General features: G+C 63.9%; 22 protein-coding genes. 10 read left to right on the top strand and 12 right to left on the bottom strand.

Annotated features, from left to right (window positions below):
* Nucleotides 1-166: 166 nt before the first annotated feature.
* The 4 genes from AC5RU9_RS19035 to AC5RU9_RS19020 are packed head-to-tail and all read left to right on the top strand — an operon-like array spanning nucleotide 167 to nucleotide 3,289.
* Complete coding sequence (locus tag AC5RU9_RS19035; protein WP_211713737.1) at nucleotides 167-577, top strand: TOBE domain-containing protein; 411 nt, start codon at nucleotides 167-169, stop codon at nucleotides 575-577.
* A complete protein-coding gene (modA, locus tag AC5RU9_RS19030; protein ID WP_494017679.1) occupies nucleotides 574-1,377 on the top strand; it encodes a molybdate ABC transporter substrate-binding protein in 804 nt (267 codons plus the stop codon). Before AC5RU9_RS19035 ends, modA begins: the two co-directional genes overlap by 4 nt.
* Nucleotides 1,378-1,406: 29 nt before the next feature.
* Nucleotides 1,407-2,219: an ABC transporter permease gene (locus AC5RU9_RS19025; RefSeq protein ID WP_494017678.1), complete on the top strand. Its 813-nt coding sequence runs from the start codon at nucleotides 1,407-1,409 to the stop codon at nucleotides 2,217-2,219.
* Nucleotides 2,216-3,289 carry a sulfate/molybdate ABC transporter ATP-binding protein gene (locus AC5RU9_RS19020; protein ID WP_494017677.1) on the top strand — a complete coding sequence of 358 codons (1,074 nt, stop codon included), beginning with the start codon at nucleotides 2,216-2,218 and terminating at the stop codon, nucleotides 3,287-3,289. The genes AC5RU9_RS19025 and AC5RU9_RS19020 overlap by 4 nt, the downstream gene beginning before the upstream one ends.
* 4 nt (nucleotides 3,290-3,293) lie before the next feature.
* Here AC5RU9_RS19020 and AC5RU9_RS19015 read toward each other — a convergent pair whose 3' ends face one another.
* Nucleotides 3,294-3,911 carry an MSMEG_1061 family FMN-dependent PPOX-type flavoprotein gene (locus AC5RU9_RS19015; RefSeq protein ID WP_494017676.1) on the bottom strand — a complete coding sequence of 206 codons (618 nt, stop codon included), beginning with the start codon at nucleotides 3,909-3,911 and terminating at the stop codon, nucleotides 3,294-3,296.
* 146 nt (nucleotides 3,912-4,057) lie between these two features.
* Here AC5RU9_RS19015 and clpB point away from each other — a divergent pair, with 146 nt between their 5' ends.
* Nucleotides 4,058-6,715, top strand: coding sequence for an ATP-dependent chaperone ClpB (gene clpB / locus AC5RU9_RS19010; protein WP_494017675.1), 2,658 nt, complete (start codon nucleotides 4,058-4,060; stop codon nucleotides 6,713-6,715).
* Between the two features lie 12 nt (nucleotides 6,716-6,727).
* Here the strand turns inward: clpB and AC5RU9_RS19005 are convergent, their stop codons facing one another.
* Nucleotides 6,728-7,522 carry a septum formation family protein gene (locus AC5RU9_RS19005; protein ID WP_494017674.1) on the bottom strand — a complete coding sequence of 265 codons (795 nt, stop codon included), beginning with the start codon at nucleotides 7,520-7,522 and terminating at the stop codon, nucleotides 6,728-6,730.
* Between the two features lie 243 nt (nucleotides 7,523-7,765).
* Here AC5RU9_RS19005 and AC5RU9_RS19000 point away from each other — a divergent pair, with 243 nt between their 5' ends.
* The 3 genes from AC5RU9_RS19000 to AC5RU9_RS18990 all read left to right on the top strand — a co-directional run bounded on the left by AC5RU9_RS19000 (nucleotide 7,766) and on the right by AC5RU9_RS18990 (nucleotide 9,736).
* Nucleotides 7,766-7,990, top strand: coding sequence for a DUF3073 domain-containing protein (locus AC5RU9_RS19000; protein WP_024818182.1), 225 nt, complete (start codon nucleotides 7,766-7,768; stop codon nucleotides 7,988-7,990).
* A gap of 184 nt (nucleotides 7,991-8,174) precedes the next feature.
* A complete protein-coding gene (locus AC5RU9_RS18995) occupies nucleotides 8,175-8,957 on the top strand; it encodes a VOC family protein (RefSeq protein ID WP_494017673.1) in 783 nt (260 codons plus the stop codon).
* On the top strand, nucleotides 8,954-9,736 hold the full coding sequence (locus tag AC5RU9_RS18990) for a VOC family protein (RefSeq protein WP_494017672.1): 783 nt from the start codon (nucleotides 8,954-8,956) through the stop codon (nucleotides 9,734-9,736). The genes AC5RU9_RS18995 and AC5RU9_RS18990 overlap by 4 nt, the downstream gene beginning before the upstream one ends.
* 84 nt (nucleotides 9,737-9,820) lie before the next feature.
* On the opposite strand, the gene purM is transcribed toward AC5RU9_RS18990, so the two are convergent.
* From purM to AC5RU9_RS18955, 7 genes are all read right to left on the bottom strand, one after another.
* Complete coding sequence (gene purM, locus AC5RU9_RS18985; RefSeq protein WP_494017671.1) at nucleotides 9,821-10,969, bottom strand: phosphoribosylformylglycinamidine cyclo-ligase; 1,149 nt, start codon at nucleotides 10,967-10,969, stop codon at nucleotides 9,821-9,823.
* Nucleotides 10,966-12,591 (bottom strand): amidophosphoribosyltransferase, encoded by a 1,626-nt coding sequence (gene purF / locus AC5RU9_RS18980; protein ID WP_211712726.1) that lies wholly within the window; start codon nucleotides 12,589-12,591, stop codon nucleotides 10,966-10,968. Before purF ends, purM begins: the two co-directional genes overlap by 4 nt.
* A 135-nt stretch (nucleotides 12,592-12,726) precedes the next feature.
* The gene (locus tag AC5RU9_RS18975; protein ID WP_211712727.1) at nucleotides 12,727-13,059 is read right to left on the bottom strand and encodes a hypothetical protein; all 333 of its coding nucleotides are present in this window, start codon (nucleotides 13,057-13,059) and stop codon (nucleotides 12,727-12,729) included.
* A gap of 91 nt (nucleotides 13,060-13,150) precedes the next feature.
* A complete protein-coding gene (gene uraH, locus AC5RU9_RS18970; RefSeq protein WP_017199951.1) occupies nucleotides 13,151-13,492 on the bottom strand; it encodes a hydroxyisourate hydrolase in 342 nt (113 codons plus the stop codon).
* Nucleotides 13,489-13,998: a 2-oxo-4-hydroxy-4-carboxy-5-ureidoimidazoline decarboxylase gene (gene uraD / locus AC5RU9_RS18965; protein ID WP_494017670.1), complete on the bottom strand. Its 510-nt coding sequence runs from the start codon at nucleotides 13,996-13,998 to the stop codon at nucleotides 13,489-13,491. The genes uraH and uraD overlap by 4 nt, the downstream gene beginning before the upstream one ends.
* 154 nt (nucleotides 13,999-14,152) lie before the next feature.
* A complete protein-coding gene (locus AC5RU9_RS18960) occupies nucleotides 14,153-14,983 on the bottom strand; it encodes a phosphatase PAP2 family protein (RefSeq protein WP_494017669.1) in 831 nt (276 codons plus the stop codon).
* Between the two features lie 78 nt (nucleotides 14,984-15,061).
* Complete coding sequence (locus tag AC5RU9_RS18955; protein ID WP_494017668.1) at nucleotides 15,062-15,523, bottom strand: winged helix-turn-helix transcriptional regulator; 462 nt, start codon at nucleotides 15,521-15,523, stop codon at nucleotides 15,062-15,064.
* A gap of 64 nt (nucleotides 15,524-15,587) precedes the next feature.
* Between AC5RU9_RS18955 and AC5RU9_RS18950 the strand changes: the two genes are divergently transcribed.
* A complete protein-coding gene (locus AC5RU9_RS18950) occupies nucleotides 15,588-16,829 on the top strand; it encodes an MFS transporter (RefSeq protein ID WP_494017667.1) in 1,242 nt (413 codons plus the stop codon).
* Nucleotides 16,830-16,854: 25 nt separating this feature from the next.
* Nucleotides 16,855-17,949, top strand: a complete 1,095-nt coding sequence (locus tag AC5RU9_RS18945) for a pyridoxal-phosphate-dependent aminotransferase family protein (protein ID WP_494017666.1) — start codon at nucleotides 16,855-16,857, stop codon at nucleotides 17,947-17,949.
* Between the two features lie 71 nt (nucleotides 17,950-18,020).
* On the opposite strand, the gene AC5RU9_RS18940 is transcribed toward AC5RU9_RS18945, so the two are convergent.
* The 3 genes from AC5RU9_RS18940 to AC5RU9_RS18930 all read right to left on the bottom strand — a co-directional run bounded on the left by AC5RU9_RS18940 (nucleotide 18,021) and on the right by AC5RU9_RS18930 (nucleotide 19,988).
* Nucleotides 18,021-18,284 (bottom strand): hypothetical protein, encoded by a 264-nt coding sequence (locus tag AC5RU9_RS18940; protein ID WP_494017665.1) that lies wholly within the window; start codon nucleotides 18,282-18,284, stop codon nucleotides 18,021-18,023.
* An 8-nt stretch (nucleotides 18,285-18,292) separates the two neighbouring features.
* Nucleotides 18,293-19,378 carry a C2 family cysteine protease gene (locus AC5RU9_RS18935; RefSeq protein ID WP_494017664.1) on the bottom strand — a complete coding sequence of 362 codons (1,086 nt, stop codon included), beginning with the start codon at nucleotides 19,376-19,378 and terminating at the stop codon, nucleotides 18,293-18,295.
* 88 nt (nucleotides 19,379-19,466) lie between these two features.
* On the bottom strand, nucleotides 19,467-19,988 hold the full coding sequence (locus AC5RU9_RS18930; RefSeq protein WP_494017663.1) for a hypothetical protein: 522 nt from the start codon (nucleotides 19,986-19,988) through the stop codon (nucleotides 19,467-19,469).
* Nucleotides 19,989-20,114: the final 126 nt, after the last annotated feature.

Below are 20,114 nucleotides of genomic sequence, written 5' to 3'. Positions count from 1 at the left end.
TTAGCGGGCTGAGGCTTCCCAACAACAGGGTACGGCTGAGGACCGCCGGCGGGCTAGGGTTCGACGGCAGCCGGCCGCCTTCGAGGGTGGGCGCGGCGATGTGTCATATTTCGTTTGCGGAACAATCAAGGCATGGAAACCGTACATGCGGAACTAGACTCATTTCATGCCGCAAATACGAATCTCGGAAGCTGCCCGTTTCCTCGGCGTCAGTGACGACACCGTGAGGCGTTGGACCGAGAACGGGACGCTGACGCCGCAGAAAGACGGGGCAGGCCGTCTGGCAGTGGATGGGCTTGAGCTCGCCACGCTTGCCAGGGACCAGTCCCATCTCCCTGACGATCCCTCACGTTCCGGAAGTTCGGCGCGGAACCGCTTCGTCGGCCTGGTTACGGGGATTACCACCGACAAGGTCATGGCCCAGGTCGAGCTGCAATGCGGTCCTTTCCGGGTGGTGTCGCTCATGAGCAGCGAGGCCGTCCGGGAACTTGGGCTGGAACTCGGATCCGTGGCTACCGCCGTCGTTAAGGCCACCACCGTCATTATCGAAACTCCGCAGGGAAAGAGCATCATATGAGGACACACATGAAGAAGGGCATCGTGGCCGCGACGGTCGCTGTGGGATTGGCCAGCGCCCTGACAGCCTGCGGAACTACCGCCCCCGCAGCCGGACCATCGAGCAACAGCAGCACGTCCAAGCTGAGCGGAACAGTAACCGTCTTCGCTGCGGCTTCCCTCAAGGCCACCTTCACCCAACTGGCCAAGGACTTCGAAGCCAAGAACCCCGGCACCAAGGTGACGCTGAGCTTCGCGGGCTCCTCGGACCTGGTCACCCAGATCACCCAAGGGGCGCCAGCGGACGTGTTCGCCTCGGCTGATACCAAGAACATGACCAAGCTTTCCGATGCCAAACTGCTGGACGGCGCTGCGACGAACTTCGCAACCAATGTCCTGGAGATCGCCGTCCCGCCGAGCAACCCGGCGTCGATCTCTTCCTTTGCCGACCTCGCCAAGCCAGGCGTCAGGGTTGTGACGTGTGCCAGCCAGGTTCCCTGCGGTGCGGCGACGGACGCCGTGGAGAAGGCCGCGGGAGTCTCGCTGAGCCCGGTCAGCGAAGAGTCATCGGTGACCGATGTCCTGGGCAAAGTCACCTCGGGCGAGGCCGATGCAGGCCTGGTCTACGTCACGGACGTCAAGGGCGCCGGAGATAAGGTCAAAGGCATCGCCTTCCCGGAGTCGGACAAGGCGGTCAATACCTATCCCATAGCCACGGTAAGCTCCAGCCAGAACAAGGAACTGGCCGCGGCATTTATCGGTTCGGTGACCAGCGAGGCTGGCAAGAAAGTACTGGGCAACGCAGGATTCGGCGCGCCCTAAGCGCCGGGCCGCACCACTTTGAGGAGACCATGAATACCGCCACCGGCTACCAAGGCATCCCACGCTGGATCTATGCCGTTGCAGCCGTGGGCGGACTGCTGGTGGTCCTTCCGCTGGTTGCCATGGTGGCTAAGGTGAACTGGCTGCAGTTCATCCCACTCATCACGTCCGATTCGTCGCTGGCCGCATTGGGGTTGAGTTTGCGAACCTCGGCGGCCAGCACCGTCCTTTGCGTCGTGCTGGGTGTCCCGTTGGCGTTGGTGCTGGCCCGCGGCGAGTTCCCCGGACAGAGGCTGCTCCGCTCTTTCGTGCTGTTGCCGCTGGTGCTGCCACCCGTCGTCGGGGGCATAGCGCTGCTGTATACGTTCGGGCGCCAGGGCCTCCTGGGTAAGTCGTTGGAGGTAGCCGGTATCCAGATTGCCTTTTCCACTACCGCAGTGGTTCTGGCTCAGACGTTCGTAGCGTTGCCGTTCCTGGTGGTCAGTTTGGAGGGTGCCCTGCGATCGGCCGGAAACAGGTATGAAGCCGTTGCCGCGACTCTTGGGGCGAGGCCCACCACCGTGCTTCGTCGCGTCACTCTTCCGCTGGTCCTGCCAGGGCTGGCATCCGGGGCTGTGTTGTCGTTCGCGCGGAGCCTGGGTGAGTTTGGGGCCACGCTGACCTTCGCCGGGAGCCTTGAAGGGGTCACCCGGACGCTTCCGCTGGAAATCTACCTGCAACGGGAAACCGACGCCGATGCCGCCGTCGCGCTGTCCTTGGTCCTGGTGGCGGTGGCAGTTGCGGTGGTGGGGCTCAGCTATGGCGCCCGGCGGAGCAGCGCACCCGTGGCGGTCCAGGCATGAGCTTCGAGCTGCAGGCCAGTCTCCGCGCCAGGAATTTCGACATGTCCCTCAGCCTCCGCGATGGCGAAACCGTGGCGATCCTCGGTCCCAACGGCGCGGGCAAATCAACGCTGTTGGGTGTGATTGCGGGGCTGCTGCGGCCCGATTCCGGCTCGGCCAACGTCGGCGGGCGGCAGTTGTTCAACCTCGACGGCGGCTCCCAGCATTGGAGCCCACCGCACCAGCGCGGGACTGCTTTGCTGGCCCAGGAGGCGCTGCTTTTCCCGCACCTGAACGCGCTGGACAACGTGGCTTTCGGTCCCCGCAGTGCCGGAGCATCCAAAGCGGCTGCTCGCGAAGCGGCCCAACATTGGCTGACGGAGGTGGACGCCCTGCCACTTGCCCATCGAAAACCCGCCCAACTGTCCGGCGGGCAGGCGCAGCGGATCGCCGTGGCCCGTGCGTTGGCTGCCGAGCCCGAACTCCTCCTCCTCGACGAACCCATGGCGGCGCTGGACATCCACGCAGCACCGTTGCTCCGCCGCGTGCTCAAGCGGGTGCTGAAGGATCGGAAAGCCATCATCGTCACGCACGACGTCCTGGACGCCTACATGCTGGCCCACCGCGTAATCGTCGTGGAAAAGGGCCGCATCGCCGAACAGGGACCCACGCGACAGGTCCTGGAACGGCCGCGAAGCCAGTTCGCGGCCGGTCTCGCGGGCCTGAACCTGGTTTCCGGGACCATCGCCAAGGACGGAATTACGACGCCGGATGGCCGGGTTTTCGCTGGCCAGCACGATCCCGACTGGTCACCGATGCCCGGCCGGGCAGGCGTGGCGGCCTTCCCGCCGTCGAGCGTTTCCGTCTTCCTGGGCGACGTCCACGGGAGTCCGCGCAACTCGTTCCCTGTCACCGTCACGGACCTGGAGCCGCACGGGGACCAGATCCGGGTACGTGCCAGCGCCGCCGGTTCAACCCAAGGGTTGTCCGCGGACATCACGCCCGCGGCGTCGGCAGACCTGGGCCTGGTGCCCGGAATGGACGTGCGGTTCGTGGTGAAGTCCGCGCTGGTGTCGGTTTACCCGGCGTGACGGGTCAGTCCCGGTACATTCCCTCTGCATAGGAGGGTCCGTAGTAGGACTCCAGTTCCTCCAGCGGGGCTTCGGGTTGGGTGTAGGTCTTCGCGAGCACGGCAATGCTCGGCAAATCTCCCGTCTCCCAGGTTTCAGGCTGCCAGAGTCCGCTGCGCATGAATGCCTTGCCGCAGTGCGTGAAGACTTCCTCCACGGTCACCACGACGGCGGCCCGTGGGCGGTGCCCCTTGACCACCATGTGTTCAAAGAAGTCTGCGTCCCTGACGATGCGCGCTGTCCCGTTGATCCGCAAGGTGTCGGTGCGCCCCGGGACGACAGAAAGGATGCCGACGTTGGGGTTCTCCAGGATGTTGTGGAAGCCGAAGGCGAGCTTGTTGCCCGGTCGTTCGGGGATGGCGATGGTGGTGTCGTCCAGGACGTGGATGAAGCCGGCGGGGTCGCCCTTGGGTGAGGCATCCACGCGGCCCTGGGCATCGGTAGTGGAGATCACGCAGAAGGGGCTCGCGGCGAGCCATTGCCGGTCGAAAGCGCTGAGCTGTCGTCGCACCTTCTTCCGCACGCGATCCAAGGGGCGTCCAATGAGTTCTTCGAGTTCCTCCGCGCTGGAGATAGTGTCCATGCCCCCAGCCTAAGCGCCTCCGAACCCGACGGCTCTGGACACTGGTTTCGCCGTGGGCAAACATGGAACACAAGGCCCCATATTTCAAAGTTGAGCGTAGTAGACTCAACTTGAAAGAATCGGTCTCACCAGAAAGGGTGCACTCTTTGGACGTCAAATTCACTACCAAAAGCCAGGAGGCCCTTTCTGCGGCCGCCATGAACGCCTCAACCGCGGGCAATCCGCAGCTCGAGCCCGCACACTTGCTCAAAGCACTCATGGACCAGCGCGAAGGCGTCGCAGTGGCGCTCCTGCGTGCCACGGGCGCGGACCCGGATGCCGTCAGCGTCCAGGCAAGCTCTGCCATCAAGGCGCTGCCGTCGTCCTCTGGCAGTTCTGTCCAGCAGGCGCAACTGTCCCGCCAGTCCATGCAGGCCATCCAGGCCGCCCAAGGCGAGGCCGACAAACTCGGTGACTCCTTTGTCTCAACCGAGCACTTGCTGCTGGGGCTCTCGGCCGGAAGCGACGCCGTCGGGAAATTACTGCGCGACGCCGGTGCCTCCCATGAGGCGCTGCTCGCCGCCCTGCCGGGTGTCCGTGGCGATAGAAACGTCAATTCACCGGACCCGGAAAACACGTTCCAGGCCTTGGAGAAGTTCGGCACCGACCTCACGGCAGTGGCACGATCCGGCAAGCTGGATCCGGTCATTGGGCGCGACAGCGAGATTCGACGCGTCATCCAGGTCCTGAGCCGCCGCACCAAGAACAACCCGGTGCTGATCGGCGAGCCCGGTGTCGGCAAGACGGCGGTGGTGGAGGGCCTGGCCCAACGCATGGTGGCCGGTGACGTCCCGGAAAGCCTGCGCGGCAAGACCCTGATCGCACTGGACCTCGCTTCCATGGTGGCCGGGGCCAAGTACCGTGGCGAGTTCGAGGAGCGGCTGAAGGCTGTCCTGGAGGAAATCAAGAACTCCAACGGCCAGATTGTCACGTTCATCGACGAAATCCACACAGTCGTAGGTGCCGGGGCTACTGGCGAGAGTGCCATGGACGCCGGCAACATGCTTAAGCCCATGCTTGCCCGTGGGGAACTGCGCCTGATTGGTGCCACCACCCTGGACGAATACCGCGAGAACATCGAGAAGGACCCGGCCTTGGAACGCCGCTTCCAGCAGGTCTACGTTGGTGAGCCCAGCGTCGAGGACACCATCGGCATTCTTCGTGGTTTGAAGGAACGCTACGAGGCGCACCACAAGGTAGCCATTGCCGACTCCGCACTTGTGGCTGCGGCCACCCTGTCCAACCGCTACATCTCAGGCAGGCAGCTGCCGGACAAGGCAATCGACCTCGTGGACGAGGCCGCGTCCCGGCTGCGCATGGAGATCGATTCCGCGCCGGAAGAGATCGACCAGCTCCGCCGCGCCGTCGACCGTTTGACCATGGAGGAGTTGGCGCTCCAGAACGAGACCGATCCCGCGTCGGTTGAACGCCTTGCGGCCTTGCGTGCCGACATGGCTGACAAGAAGGAAGAGCTCAGCGCCCTCAATGCCCGCTGGGAGGCCGAGAAAGCGGGCCTGAACCGCGTTGGTGACCTGAAAGCGAAGATCGATGAGCTTCGTTCCGCCGCGGACAAGTCGCAGCGTGAAGGCGACCTGGAGTCGGCATCGCGCATCCTCTACGGCGAGCTCCCGGCACTGGAACGCGAGCTGAGCGCTGCCGCTGCGGAGGAGTCCGCCCGAAGCGATTCCGCACCCGAACTCATGGTGGCCGAGGACGTGACCGCGGACGACATCGCCGAGGTTATCTCCGCTTGGACAGGTATCCCGGCCGGGCGCATGCTCCAAGGCGAATCGCAGAAGCTCCTCCACATGGAAGAGGAACTGGGGAAGCGCCTGATCGGCCAAAGCAAGGCTGTGCAGGCGGTGTCTGACGCCGTCCGCCGGGCCCGCGCCGGTATCAGCGATCCCAACCGCCCCACGGGTTCATTCCTGTTCCTTGGCCCCACGGGCGTCGGCAAAACGGAGTTGGCGAAAGCACTCGCGGACTTCCTCTTCGACGACGAGCGAGCCATGATCCGGATCGACATGTCCGAGTACAGCGAGAAGCATGCCGTAGCACGGCTGGTGGGTGCCCCTCCGGGATACGTGGGCTACGAGGAAGGCGGCCAGCTGACCGAGGCCGTCCGTCGCCGCCCGTACTCGGTGGTGCTGCTGGACGAAGTGGAGAAGGCCCACCCCGAGGTCTTCGACATCCTCCTGCAGGTGCTCGACGACGGTCGCCTCACCGACGGCCAAGGCCGTACCGTGGACTTCCGCAACACCATCCTGGTGCTGACGTCCAACTCCGGAAGCCAATTCCTGGTGGACCAGTCACTGGACGCAAGGGCTAAGCGGGAAGCGGTCATGGCCGTGGTGCAGGCATCCTTCAAGCCTGAGTTCCTGAACCGCCTGGATGAGATCGTCCTGTTCGATCCGCTGTCCGTTGAGGAACTGGCCCGGATTGTTGAGCTGCATGTGGCAGAGCTGGGCAAGCGCCTTCGCGATCGCCGCCTCAGCCTGGAGGTCACCGACGGCGCACGTGCGTGGTTGGCTATGTCCGGCTACGACCCCGCGTACGGCGCACGCCCGCTCCGCAGGCTTGTCCAGCGCGAGATCGGCGACCGGCTCGCCAAGGAGATCCTTGCAGGGGAGATCAGCGATGGTGACACCGTGCTGGTGGACACTGCCGCGGACCTGGACGAGCTCACCGTTGAGGGGCTGGAAGCCATGGCAGGGGCCGACGGCGGCATGCCGGTGGGTGCCGGCCTGACGGTCCGCAGGAAGTAGGGGAGCCGGCAGCTACTTTTCGAGGAGGTCTTCCTTGATGGTGTTGCCGGAATCCACAACGATGAAGCAATCAACACGGCGGTCGCCACGATCCCAGCTGGTGGTGCTTGGGTAGACGTTCTGCTGAAGCAGCACGTAGTTGTCGGCCGCCTTGTTGAGCTTCACTGTCCGGCACACTTCGCGGCCCTTGTCACGCAACGCATTGGTTCCGGGGAACGACTCGTCGCCGGCGTAGGTGAAAACAGCGCCAAGTTGGGCCGAGTGCTCGGTATCACACGCCACGGCCCGTGCTTTGGAAGCATTGGGGTCGAAGTCGGCAAAGCAGTCTCCCACTTGGAAGTCCTTGGCCTCGGCATCACGGGGGAGTGGGCCGGGTGTTGCTGTGGCACTGGGGGTGGGGGTTGCCGCTTCCGGGCGCGTGCCAAGCAGGTTGAGCAGCACCCAGATCACCACGCCGATAAGCACCAGGACACCTACGACGATCCCGCCAATGACCAGCCGCTGCCGCTTGACCGGGTCACCGTGCTGCTCGGGCTCCCACTCTTCGGACCCATTCGGTTGCTGCCCCGGATACGCACTGGGGTAGCTGGGCTGCTGGCCGTCCGTCGGCGGGGCCGCGGGGTCCGGCTGTTCGCCGGGATTGGGCACGAAGTCGGGATCCATTTCGGGTGCTGGATCGGGCTGCAGACCGGAAGGCGGGGCCCACGGTGCAGCGGGAGGTTCCTGGCCCGGCGCATTCGGTTCCACCGCGTCCTCGCCCTGTTCGCGTGGTGAACCGTCACGTGGTGGGGTGTTGTCCTGGCTCATATTCCGGTGAGTGCCTTCCTGCTCTGGGGTCGCATTGAGGCAGACTCTACCGAATTTTCACCCTTGTTGGAGGTGTCCAGCCTTGGTTTTGCTTGTGGTTGGCCGTGCTGCCGCGTTGTGTTGGCACGCAGGCACCTCCGAAAGCATGTAATCTAGACATACGACAAATTGACCAAACATTCCGGGGCCTCACCGATAGCCAAGGTGACCACCTCCGGTCCAAGTACAAAAGGGGGTCACGCCATGGGGCGCGGCCGTCAAAAGGCAAAAGCTACCAAGCAGGCTCGGGACATTAAGTACTACTCCCCGAACACTGACTATTCGGCACTTGAGCGGGAGCTCACGGGTCCGTCCAGTCGTGTAAAGAGCCACTTCCCCGAAGATCCCCCGGAGCCGGACTATTCGGCCTATGAGGACAAGTACGCGGAAGACGATGACGACGAGGTAGACACCCGCCGTATCGGATAGCTGTCGTGACCAACAGGTGCCCCTGGCACTGAGTTGCGGACCGCCGTCGTACATCAAGGTCATCGCGCATCTTCGGATGCCGTAAATCTTTTGATAAGGGCCCTCAGGGCACGCCGTTCATTGGCGTACCCTGGGGGCCCTTTTCTGCGTAGTCTTGAGGTCGGGTGCATCGAAAGGGAGAACCATGCCGGAGGTCGATAGCTACAAGCAGGGGACACCGTGTTGGGTGGACCTGTCCTCCAATGACATCGACGTGTCCACCACGTTCTACCGTGACCTTTTTGGCTGGGAGCTGGAGGCCAGGGACGCCGGGAACGGCATGACGTACTACATGGCGAAGCTTAAGGGCCGTTATGTTGCAGGCCTGATGCAGCAATCGCCGGATGCGCCTCCGGGGATGCCGTCCTACTGGGCGAATTACCTCGCCGTGGATTCCGCTGATGCCACCGCCCGGAGCGTGGAAGCCGCTGGAGGATCGTTGCTTTCGCAGCCCGAATCGGTTCCCAACGGCAGCGGCCGCATGTTTTTCGCCACAGACCCCACAGGAGCCCAGATCGGTTTTTGGGAGGCCGAAAACCATCCCGGATCAGGTCTTGTGAACGAGCCCGGCACCATGATCTGGAACGAACTCCAAACCAACAACGTCCCGAAGGCGGTGGCGTTCTACGAGGCCGTGACCGGGTGCGACAGCCGGACCGAGCCCGCGGGTGACCTGCAGGAGTACACCAGCCTGCTGGTGGACGGAAAGCGAATCGCCGGCGCCCTCACCCTGCCCATCGAGGGCCTTTCGCCCTTCTGGATGACCTACTTCGCCGTGGCGAATGTGGATGCCGGAGTGGACCGCGCCGTGGAGCTAGGTAGCCATGTCATCGCCCCAGCGTTCGACGTCCCGGGCATAGGACGCATGGCAGTGCTCATGGACCCTGCAGGGGCAGCGTTCAGCATCATGACGGGCGTGGCAGCATGACGGCCCGGAAGCACTACACCAACGGCGAGCCGTGCTGGGCCGACCTGCAAACCAGGGACGTGGCGGCGGCAAAAGAGTTCTACCAGCACATTTTCGGGTGGAGCTATAAGGACCTGCCTACCCCGGACGGCCGGAGCTACTCTCAGGCCTTCGTTGGGGAGCACCTCGTGGCAGTGATCGCCCCGCAGAACCCCCTCCAGGAGTCCGCCGGGACACATGGCCAGTGGAACATCTACATCGCAGCCACGGACACGGAGGAAATCGGGGAGGACGCCGTTCATGCCGGCGGGAAGCTCCAGTTCGGGCCGGAGCACGTCGCGGATACAGGGGTGCTGGCGTTTATTGAACCCCCTGGCGGCGGTACCACTGGTGTCTGGCAGGCCGGTACCCACATTGGCAGCCACCTCTTCAATGAGCCGGGCGCGTTAGCCTGGGCCGAGCTGTTGACGCCTGAGCCGCAGGCCGCCGTCGGGTTCTTCCAGCAGCTTTTCGGGCATGAGGTCACCGAATACCCCCAGGACGACGGCGGCAGCTACAGCACGCTGATGATCAACGGTGACGAGGTGGCCGGCATTGTTCCTGCCGACGAGGGCGACGAGCCGGGCTGGCAGGTCTATTTCGGTGTCGCGGACGTGCGGCGGGCTGTCGACGCTGCGGTAGCTGCCGGGGGAGAGGTGCTGGTGGAACCGGAGGACAACACCGAGCCTGGCTCACTGGCCACCATCCGGGACCCCCAGGGCGGCGTGCTGAGCCTCATCCAGGTGGTGTCACCCAACTAGGGGACAGATAAGGTCGCTATGAACGCTCATAGCGACCCTATGTGTCCCCTAGTTGGGGAAGCGCGGAAAACGACAGGAGGCCGCTTAGGCGTACGCGTTCACCAAACGGACAGCGCCGCCGTCGACACCCTTGGCACCCTGGACGTAGTCCGGGCCGGTCTTGTCGATCGAGTCGGAGTCAGCCGAAACCGTACCCATGACCCACGACGGCAGTCCGCGGTCGTTGAGGCGGGCGACGGCAGCGTCGGCAACTTCGGGGGACACGATGGCGATCATGCCCACGCCGAGGTTCAGCGTGCGCTCCAGGTCGGCCAGCGGGACGTTGCCCAGCTCGGAGACCAGCTTGAAGATCGCGGGGAGTTCCCAGGTGTTGCGGTCAACCGTGGCCACGAGGCCCTGCGGGAGGACGCGGGCCAGGTTGGCGGCCAGGCCACCACCGGTCACGTGGCTGAAGCCGTGAACTGCGGCGCCACCAGTGAGCGGGAAGGTACGTGCAAGGTCCAGGCAGTCGGCTGCGTAGACACGGGTCGGCTCCAGGAGCTCTTCGCCGAGCGTGCGGCCGAGCTCGGAAACCTGGCGGTCCAAGGCCCAACCAGCGTGGTTGATGATGCGACGGACCAGCGAGTAGCCGTTGGAGTGGAGGCCGGAGGAAGCCATGCCGATCACGACGTCGCCAGCGCGGACGCGGTCCGGGCCAAGCAGGGCATCGGCTTCGACAACACCTGTAGCGGCACCGGCAACGTCGTACTCGTGCTCACCCAGGAGGCCAGGGTGCTCAGCGGTTTCGCCGCCCACAAGGGCGGTGCCGGCAACAGAACAGGCAGCCGCGATACCGCGCACGATGTCGGCGATGCGCTCCGGGACAACCTTGCCGCAGGCGATGTAGTCGGTCATGTACAGCGGCTCAGCGCCAACCACCACGATGTCGTCCACAACCATGCCCACCAGGTCGAAACCGATGGTGTCGTGGATGTCCATGGCCTGGGCGATGGCCACCTTGGTGCCCACGCCGTCAGTGGATGTGGCGAGCAGCGGCTTCTTGTAGGTCAGCAGCTTCGAGACGTCGTACAGGCCAGCGAAACCGCCGACGCCGCCAATCACCGAATTGTTGTGGGTCGCCTTGACGGCATCCTTCATAAGTTCGACGGCGCGGTCTCCCGCTTCGACGTCGACACCTGCTGAAGCGTAGGTGATGCCGGCGTTGTTTTCAGCGGCGGGGGTTGCGGAGGTCATACAGACTCTTTCTTGTCGGCGTCGGTCAAACGATCAGCGTCGGTAAGGAGGTTTTCGAATTCGGCGTCGGGTCCCGGATCGCAGCCTGTGGCTCCGGGCTTCTCGGCCGGATCCTCGGAGTCGTCCACGGATTCGGCGGCAGTGTCCAGCCCGCCCAGATCCGTGCGCTCCAGCAGGTTCTTGCCCAGCTTGTCCGCATGCGGCAGCTCAATCGGGTACTTGCCCGTGAAGCAAGCCGTGCAGAGGCGTTCGCGCGGCTGCTGGGTGGCGCCGATCATGCCATCCTCGGAGATGTAGGCCAGCGAGTCAGCGCCGATGGCCTGCGAAATCTCCTCGATGGTTGCGCCGTTGGCAATCAGCTCCGCGCGGGACGCGAAGTCGATGCCGTAGAAGCAGGGCCACTGAACCGGAGGGGAGGAAATCTTCACGTGCACCGCTGCAGCGCCGGCTTCGCGGAGCATCCGAACGATTGCGCGCTGCGTGTTGCCGCGGACGATCGAGTCATCCACCACCACAATGCGCTTGCCACGGATCACGGATTCCAAGGCGTTGAGCTTCAGGCGGATACCCAGCTGGCGCAGGGTCTGCGAGGGCTGGATGAAGGTACGGCCAACGTAGGCGTTCTTGACGAAGCCGTGGGCGAACGGGATGCCCGACTGTTCGGCGTAACCGACAGCCGCGGGGGTACCCGATTCCGGAACAGGGATGACCAGATCGGCCTCGTGCGTGTTTTCGCGGGCCAGTTGGCGGCCCATCTCAACACGGGCCTCGTACACGGAGCGGCCGGCAATGGCAGCGTCCGGGCGGGCAAGGTAGACGTATTCGAAGACGCAGCCGGCGGGGGTCGCCTCAGCGAAGCGCTGCGAACGTACGCCGTCCTCGTCGATGGCAATGAACTCGCCGGGTTCGATCTCGCGGATGAAGCTCGCACCAACGGTGGCAAGGCCGGCCTGCTCGGAAGCGACCACCCAGCCACGGTCCAGGCGGCCCAGGCACAGCGGGCGGATGCCGTAAGTGTCGCGGGCTGCGTAGAGGGTTCCCTCGTCCATGAAGACGAAGCAGAAGCCACCCTTGATCTTGGGCAGGAGCTCCAGTGCGGTCTGCTCCAGGGTCTTGCCCTCTTCACCCTCAAGGAGTGCGGTCACCAGAGCGGTGTCAGAGGTGTTGCCCTGCTTCATCTCACCGGTCAGCTGGCCATCGTTGCGCTCAAGGATCATTTCCCGGAGTTCAGCGGTGTTGGTCAGGTTGCCGTTGTGGGCCAGTGCAACCGTGCCGGTTGCTGTCGCACCCAGGGTTGGCTGCGCGTTGGCCCAGTGGCTTGCACCGGTGGTGGAGTACCGGCAGTGGCCAACGGCCAAATGCCCGGTCAGGGTGTTAAGGGTTGTCTCGTCGAAGACCTGGGACACAAGGCCCATGTCTTTATAGACATTGATGCGCTTGCCGTCACTGGTAGCGATACCAGCCGATTCTTGTCCGCGGTGCTGCAGCGCATACAGCCCGTAATAGGTGAGTTTTGCTACTTCTTCACCGGGAGCCCAAACCCCGAAGACGCCACAAGCGTCCTGGGGGCCTTTTTCGCCAGGGAGAAGATCATGAGAAAGTTTTCCGTCGCCACGTGCCACTGGTCGATTGTCTCATGTTGTGGCCGTGGTAGGTCCCCCTGCAGCGTATGTGACCCCGCGAACAGCGCCGATACGGGCAAAATGCGACACGTCTCACAGTGCCTGCCCCGCGAAAGGTGGGTCTTATCGCCTGGCTTAGCGGACGTCGTCGTGCTCTGGGCCTTCATCCGGGACCGAATCCGGAACGGCTTCCACCACGGCACGCTGTGTGCGCTTGACGCTGATGCGGTCCAGGACCAGGGCGAGGATCGAGAACAGGATGACGCCGCCGCCGGCGCAGACGATCAGGAAGAAACCAAAGACGGTGCTGGCGTCGAAGGCGGGGTCCGCCGGGCGGCCATAGGCGATGATCGCGGCCACGATTGCGCCAACCACCGCGCCCAGAATCATGAAGGGTACGAACTTGGGTGCCCGGCGAACCGTGATTTCGCGGCGGGCGGAGTTGGGGGTGGTGTCCTCTGAAGCCATGCCTTAAAGCCTACCGTTTCCCGCCGATACGACAGTTAATGCCAATGTTCTTGGCGAACATTGGCATTAACTGTCAACTGGGCGGGGTGGGTTAGCTGCCGCGGTACGTCGAGAACGCGAAGGGGCTCAGCAGCAGGGGCACGTGGTAGTGCTCGCCGGCGTCGGAGACCGTGAAGTTCAAGTCCACTTCCGGGAAGAACGTCTCGGTGCCGAGGCCTTCGTAGTAGGCGCCCGTGGCGAAGTTCAGCCGGTAGGCTCCGCCGGGAATCCGCTCGGGGCCGAGGGTCTTGATACGGCCGTCCGCGTCCGTTTCGCCCTTCGCCACCAGGGTCCAGTCGTCACCTTCACGGACGTAAAGTACGACGGCGACGCCCGCCGCCGGGCGACCGGAACCGGTGTCGAGGATATGGGTTGTAACCTGCGAAACGCTCATGCGTTGACTCCTTCGCTGACCAGTCCGGAGAGGCGCAGCAGTGCGATCTCCCGCAGCTGGCCAGCCACGATTGTGTCTTCTTCTTCGGGCGTATGGGTGATTCGTTCCTGCAACGTGTTGAGGATTTCCTCGGCGCTGCGGCCGGCGGCGCGGATCAGGAAAACCCTGCCAAATTTTTCCTCGTAGGCGCGATTTCCTTCGGCCAGTGCAGCTGTTGTTTGGTTGTCGCCGGGGTCTACTCCGGCCTGCTCCGAACGCGACATCGCGGCCTCGGTGGTTTGCGCCTTGGGGCGTTCGCCGATCCGGGGGTGGTGGGCCATGGCAGACTCCACTTCGGCTGGGCTGAAGTGTTCGGCGGCTTTGTTGGCGTGGGCCAGCAAATCCTCCACGCTTGCGAAGGGGCGCGCGTCGACGATTGTTTCAACCCAGCGGCTGATATCCAGGCAAGGCGTCAGGGTCTTGATGGCCTCGTCCCGGTCAAGGCTGTTGAATACTGCAAGCTCCATGCTTGTCATCCTCAGGCAAATGCTGGCATCCATGGTGTGGGCTATGCGGAACCCCTGCTTGTCAGCAGGAGGAAGCACAGTACTTCTGCTTCCGCATCATGGAACTGTTATTTCAGCATACGTAATTTAGTTAAGCCGAGAGATCGGCCCGGTGTCAAGAGACTACCGCAGCGTGACGCCTCGTACGCACGGTCAGATAGAGGCGATGGGCCGTGATGACCAGCGCCAACCACGAGATGCCAATGGCCCAGGCTGCCAGGACGTCGGTCAGCCAGTGATGGCCGAGGTAGACGCGGCTCAGCCCCATGGTGATGGCAAATACCGATGCCACCACCACAGTGATGACCCGCGCGCGCAGGGTCTTGAGCCTCAGGATGACCAGATACGCAACGATGCCCGCGATCACCAGGGAGTTCAGGGAGTGTCCGCTGGGAAAGGAGGGCGAGTGCTCGTAGGGCGGGATGGCGTCGGCGAGGTCCGGCCGGGTGCGGCCAAAGAGTGGCTTGCCGAGGACGGTGATGAGCAGTGAGCCGAGCCCGGCGGCAAGCATCAGGATGACCGGTGTCCAGGACTTCCTGCGCACGGCCAGGAAAATCATGATCACCACGGCAATGATGGGCATGCCCACTGTGCCGCCGATATTTGTGTATGCGGTGATCGCAACATCCAAAGCAGGGGATCGGACCGTCTTGGCTGCATCAAGTACTGGATGGTCCAGGCCCGCAACGCCGTCAGCTTCCGTGACGGACTCGTAAACTTCGCCGAAAACCAACGCCAAGGACAATGCGACAGCAAGCCCCACCACCAGTGTGATGATGAGCGCTGCATAGGGGCCGAGGAGCCTGGTGATCCACTCGGCGCCCCTGGCCAAGGTGCGCCCGATAGGGGATTTCCAGCGCGTCAGATCCTGGCCCGCAACGAAGCGGTCCTGGCTTACTTCGCCCTGGACGCCGGCTTCCGGTTGCTTCTGTCCTTCAGTCGTCACTCTTGTCCCCTATCCGTGGCGGCCTCGGTATTGGTGAGCAACCTTAGCATTTTCACCTGGGCGATCCTGGGGATGCGTTCAGGGAAGCTGCTGGCCCACCTTGACCACCTGGGTTTCTTCGGGGCCGAGTTCCTTCCCGCCGGATCCGAAGGGGTGAAGCTGTGGGACTGGCTGTCCGGTCGACGTGTCGATGAGGACTGAGTGCCGTTCGTTGGAGCCGAAAGCGTTGCGTTCGCCCCATTGCCGAAGGCTAAGGATCAGCGTGAAGAGGTCACGCCCCGTATCAGTGAGCTCATACTCGCTCCGGGTACCGCGGGGGTTGGGGATCCGCGTCAGGATGCCTCTGTCAACCAGCAGCCGAAGCCGGTCCGAAAGGATGTTCTTCGCGACGCCCAGGGACTTCTCAAACTCGGAGAAGCGACGCTTCCCATCCAGCGAATCCCTGATGATCAGCAGGGTCCATCTGTCGCCGACAAGGTCGGCCGCCCTGGCGACGGGGCATTCGGGATCCGTCCAGCCCCCGGTGGTTGGTTGCAACATGAAACCATTCTGCCATACGCTCAGTTGGTTGCATATCGAAACCAACTCTATGGAGGTAAGCCCCATGGGCAACCCGAGCAAATCTGCACAGGGCCTAAGCCCTGGACTCCTCTTGCTGCTCGCAGTCGCGGCCGGCTTCATGGTGTCCAACCTCTACTACGGGCAGCCGCTCCTCGAAGTCATTGGCTCGGACATAGGGATCCCGCTGGCCGGCATCGGCTGGATTGTGGCCTCAGCCCAAGCCGGGTACCTGCTGGGCCTGGTTCTCTTGGTACCAATGGGCGACGTCGTGGATCGCCGAAGGCTCATGACCCTTCAGATCGGGGCCACTGCGGTGGGAGCATGCACTGTCACCCTGGCGTCGTCGCCCACCCTCCTGCTCCTTGGCTTCGTTCTCCTGGGAGGTGCCTCGTCCGTGGTGCAGACCATCGTGGCGTTCACCGCCGCATCCAGTAGCCCGGACCAAAGGGGCCGCAACATCGGCACCGTAACTGCCGGCGTCGTGGGTGGCATCATCCTTGCGCGGACCGTAGCGGGTGGAATGACTGATGTGTGGGGTTGGAGGTCGGTCTACGTTCTTGCGGGGTCGGTTGCCGTGATCCTGGCCGTTGCTGTTTCCAGGGCGTTGCCTCCGGAGCGGACGGACCGGGGCGGCGTGAGCTACCGGCAGGCAGTCTTGTCGGTTGTGGTCCTCACCCGCGGCAATCCCGTTTTTCGGACCCGGGCGCTGATCACCATGTTCCTTTTCGCGTCGTTCGGCGTGCTGTGGAGCGGGATGTCACTGCTGCTGGGTGGCCCCGGCTGGGACCTGCCGCCCGGCATCATTGGACTCTTTGGGCTGGCCGGCCTGGTGGGGATACTGGCTGCGTCGAAAGCCGGAGCAGCGGCGGACCGGGGTTGGGGCCAACGGGTCACCGGTGTAAGCCTGGCGGCGCTCCTTGGCTCGTGGATCGCGTTGTGGTTGGGAGACTGGTCGCTGCTCTGGTTCGTCGTCGGAATCATCGTGCTCGACGCCGCCGTGCAGGCTGTCCACGTCAGCAGCCAAACGCTGATCGTCTCCGGGGCCGAGGAATCCGCCAGCAGCATCATCGGCAGCTACATGGTGTTCTACTCCGTGGGCAGCGCCGCAGGGGCCGCGACAGTCGCGCCCGTTTACGACGCGTGGGGCTGGGCCGGAGCCAGTGTGCTCGGAGCGGCGTTCGCGCTCGGAGCGCTGGCCATATGGGGCGCCGGCCAGCTCCGATCGGCCAATTCCGGCCCCACGGCAAGTGCGGTTCGCTCCGCCCACCACGCTGGGGCAGAATGACCACTACCAGCTGAAGGAGTTCGCCATGCCAGACATTCTGACGTCCAGGTTCCTGTTCGGTCCCGGCCCGAGCAATTGCTACCCCGAAGCCATGGCCGCCTTGGCGTACCCCGTGCTAGGCCACCTGGACCCAGTGTTCATCGAGCGGCTGGACCACACCTGCGAGGGCCTGCGGACAGTGTGGGGTACGTCGAATGCACGCACGCTCCCGTTGAGCGCTACTGGTTCCGGCGGGATGGAAGCGGCTTTCGTGAACACCGTGTCCGACGGCGACGTGGCAGTCATCGCTGTCAACGGACTTTTTGGGGCACGGATGTGCGAGGTCGCCCGACGGTGCGGGGCAACGGTGGTCCGCGTCGACCACGAATGGGGGCAGCCCATCGATGCTGACCGGGTCCTCTCAGCACACCCTCATCCGAAAGTGATCGCAGCTGTCCACGCCGAGACATCCGTAGGCGTGATCTCCGACATCGCCGCCCTCGGCGCCGGAAAGGGCGACGCGCTGCTGATTACGGACGCCGTCACATCGATCGGCGGGTTGGAGCTGCTGGCCGACGACTGGGGAATCGACGTCGGCTACGCGGGCACGCAGAAGTGCTTGGGAGTCCCGCCGGGATTGTCGCCGTTCACGGTGTCCGACCGCGCGTTCGAACGCCGGGTCAAGGATCCGCGCTCCTGGTACCTCGATATCGGCCTCCTCGGCGGCTACGTCGGCGCGGCAAGCGGTGCCCGGACCTACCACCACACAGCGCCGGTCACCATGATCGCCGGCCTCGAAGCTGCGCTGGACCGCATCCTCGCCGAAGGGCTGGACACTGTGCAGGCCCGCCACCGCGCCGCTGGTGCCGCTTTGCAGGACGGGCTGCAGGAGATGGGGCTGGAACTGTTCGCCGCCGAAGGTTCCCGGTTGCCGAGCCTCACCACCGTCAAAGTGCCCGACGGCGCCAACTCGGCTGCCGTCCGCGCTTACCTTTTGGAGCACTTCAGTATGGAAATTGGTTCTGGGGTGGGCGAGTTCGCGGACACGGTGTGGCGCATCGGAATGATGGGCCCCAACGCAAACAGTGCGTCGGTGACACTGGTGCTGGGCGCGCTGAAAGAGGCGCTCGCCAAAGCCTGACGCTCTCTCACATCCCGCCTGTTTGGGCGTGACGCTCTCTCATATCCCGCCGGGTTGGGCGTGACGCTCTCTCACATCCCGCCGTCGTACTTCAACGTCACCGAGGCGAGGGCCGAGTCGTCGTCGGGTTGGATCCCGGTGATCGTGAGGATCCCCGCGCCCGGGAGCGTGACGGACTGGCCTTCCCGGAAGGCCTGCTTCCGTTCCTGCTCCGCTGTCCGGATCCAGAACTGCACCGCAGGAGCTCCGTCGGCGATGCCGATCTTCACCACGCCAACTTGCACGCCGTCGAAGGTTGGCTGCATTCCTTGTTTCACGGTTACCAGCTGTTCCACGGTCATCCCTACTTCACATCCACGGAGTACACGGAATCGAAGTTTTCCTTGTACTCATCTTCGGTCAGTTCCAGCGTTCCGGACTTGCGGTCGCTGTCGCCTTCCATGTAACCGCCTGAAGGCCCCCACGGGTTTGCCAGGACGATGACCTTCTGGCCGTCGTCGTTGGTTTTCACATCCACCACCATGTACGCGTGGTTGGGGACCACATCAGTGCGGTTGACCTCTTCAGATTCCCAGAACCAATCGAAGTCGTCGTCTTTCACATCTTCGGTGCCTACCGAGACCGCTTTGCCGTCCGAAAGTTTGTCCTCGATCTCGTCCAGGTTCAGCTCCCCGTCCTTATCCGCGGACTTACCGGTCATCAGTTCCATGGCTTCGTTGCTGTAGCCGCCATCAATGTCGTCGTAGGAGCCGCCCCGGTGTTCAGCGGCAGCGCGTTCGTAGATGGACAACCAGTTCGGTTGGCCGTCTGCGCCGCGGACCCCGCCCTCCGTGGACTTGGCCTCCACAGTCACTTCCACGGGTTCGCCGTCCTCGTACAGGGTGACAACCCAGTGCGTGGGCGGGTCGCCGACGGGACGCATGTGCGATTCCAAGAACTCATCCAATTTGCCTTGGCGCTCCAATTCCTGGGCCACCGAACCGATCCCGGCAAGTAGCCAGCAGTCGCCGATCTGGCCTTGGCGGATGTCGCTGGGGTCTCCCGCGTCGGGGTCTTTTCGAACATCGCCGGGAACATCGACGTCGGGCGTGTCCGGGTTCAGGGGCCCGGGGTCGCCGGGTGGGTTGGAGTCGCCCCGCCCGGAACGATCGGAGCCCGAAGACCCCGAACTGGACTTGTCCTGCTCGTCCGCGTTCCGGGCCAATTCCGTGGCCTGGTCCCGTAACTCGGCGGAGATCTTTACCAGCATGGGCCGGTGCTCGGAATTCCACGACGCCCGGAACATCGCAGCATCCCGGCCGTCCCAGCGGGCGTTGGTGATCAGACTGCCCAGTTCCTGGGACAGCGAGGTCATTCGCTCGGAGTGCCGGGACATGGTCTTGGCCAAGGTCCGCAATTGCTCAACGTCAGCACCGTAGAAACCCGGCATTGTTCTGTCCCCCCTGATTGTTGTGGCCATGAAGCCAAGGTCACCGTAACCGTGTGGCCCGCCGGACGCGATGGATAGAACTTCCCTGTCAGCCCGTGGGCGTCGCCGTGCCGGTACAACTTTCGGCCGTGACCGGGACCGTCATTCTCAGGAAGGCCGGGCTCTTCGATTCGATGGTGATGGTTGCGCCAGTGCCGTCAGTGCTGCGGGCCACCACCCAGCCACCGGGAACGGGGTCAGTTCCGCCGAACGCGGGGAAGCCGTGCTTCTCCAGGATGGGGTCTGCCGCGTCGAAAACAGCCTTGAAGTTCTTGGACGGCTCCACAATGTCCGCGCTGCTTTTCATGCTTTGCGGATGGAATATGCACGTGCCGTCTTTGCTGTTCGTGATGCTGGAGGGATCATCTGGGGCCCAGCTGATGCTTGGCATTTTGGCTTCCAGGGCTTCGACGAGCTCTTTGGTCAGGGCGTCGTACTTGGTGGTGCTCTCGGCGAGCGATGCCGGCGCGGCTGTGACCGGCGGCGCCGAGCTCGGATTCCGGGTGGGGCCGTCCGGGGTCGTGGCGCAGCTGGATAACGCCGCCGCGCACCCCAAGAGCGCAGCTGTCACTCGCAAGTTTCGCTGCGCGGTTCTGCGCATGGTTCCCCCAACTTCATAAAACGCTCGACGGCGGTACTCACCGAATGGTGTCACACATGCCTTCCGGCGGCGATGGGCAGAACACCCCTCCGTCGG

Source organism: Arthrobacter sp. B0316-5-4 (genome assembly GCF_059090325.1).
This window is presented reverse-complemented; position numbering and strand designations above follow the sequence as displayed.